Source organism: Vibrio sp. D173a, assembly GCF_030248475.1.
Window position 1 is genome coordinate 1 of record NZ_JAHGAH010000454.1, and the last position, 1,140, is coordinate 1,140.

Below are 1,140 nucleotides of genomic sequence, written 5' to 3' on the forward strand. Positions count from 1 at the left end.
CTGCCAGAGCTTCCAGCGGTTGCACTGCTGATCTAAGGGAGAGAAGGCTTTAACCCATTGCGCCCACGGTAGCCAATTCAACACGCTATCAACAGGGGAAGCCAAGCCGTGCGCGTATTCGCCAGAACCCAGCTTTTGACCAAGCTTGCTTGAGGTCTTATCCCCCGCAAGAACTAAGCAGGCATGTGCATGAGTAAATTGACGGCTTAGCGCTTGAATAAAGTGCGCAGTGGTTTGTTCATCGCAATCGAGCAGTGCATGTTCACAAACAATCAGCACTGGCGCCTGCTCTGGGATATTCAGTTCATCAAGCCAAGTCAGATCACTCACTGAGCCACACTCTAAGCGATAACGTTCATTTTTATGGAATAAACGCTGACGCCACACCAAGTTTTCAGTGACATCCAACTCTACCCAGTGACAACGGCCGTTATCTAAACGGTAGAAACGTGTATCAAGCCCTGCCCCAACGTTAATGATCCACGCCTCAGGGTTATGAGATAGATACTGTTGGATCTGGTTGTCACAAAGCTGAGTCAGTGTCGCGTACAGAAGCTGTTGCTGGTCGAGCTCTCCCGTTAAACACTCCGGTGCAAGACGACAGCGGGTACACGCTTGCGCTGCAATTGGATCGTAAACGAGGCCATCGTCAGCGAGGCTTTCTCGACTGCGAAACCAAAGAGGCTGGATAAGGTTGCTAGGAACATGAAATTCAGAATGAGCCATGTCTTGCTGCGCCATCGGCTTACGGGCAGCGCTGCGCTTTGAGGAAAGCAGTGTTGACTGAGGTTTGTTTTGATTCGACATGTTCATCTTCCTTGTAGCTCGACAAGGAAGATGATAATGAATATCAATTACAATGACAAGTTATTGAGAATAAATATCAATAACTCATTGTGTGATATTACATCCAATCTGTGTTGCGAATGATACCAACCGCTAAACCTTCAATGGCTAAGTGCTGGGTCTCTAGATCCACTTGGATTGGAGAAAATTCTTCGTTTTCAGCATGTAGTAGTACTGTTGAGCCTTTGCGTTCTAGACGTTTTACGGCAAACCATGAAAGAGTTGGAGGACAATTTAAAGGCTGACGACTTAGACATTGAATGGTTGTTCAAAAAGCGCGAAGAAATTACTGAG

At 46.9% G+C, this 1,140-nt stretch carries 1 protein-coding gene and 1 pseudogene; both read right to left on the reverse strand.

Going from position 1 to position 1,140, the window contains the following annotated elements; all coding sequences use genetic code 11:
- Positions 1-807 (reverse strand): class I SAM-dependent methyltransferase (locus tag KIV40_RS26675; protein ID WP_285352199.1); only part of this gene is annotated, 807 nt, incomplete at its 3' end.
- 97 nt (positions 808-904) lie between these two features.
- Positions 905-1,051, reverse strand: a pseudogene (locus KIV40_RS26680) (repressor LexA); the annotation flags it as partial.
- Between the last annotated feature and the right edge of the window lie 89 nt (positions 1,052-1,140).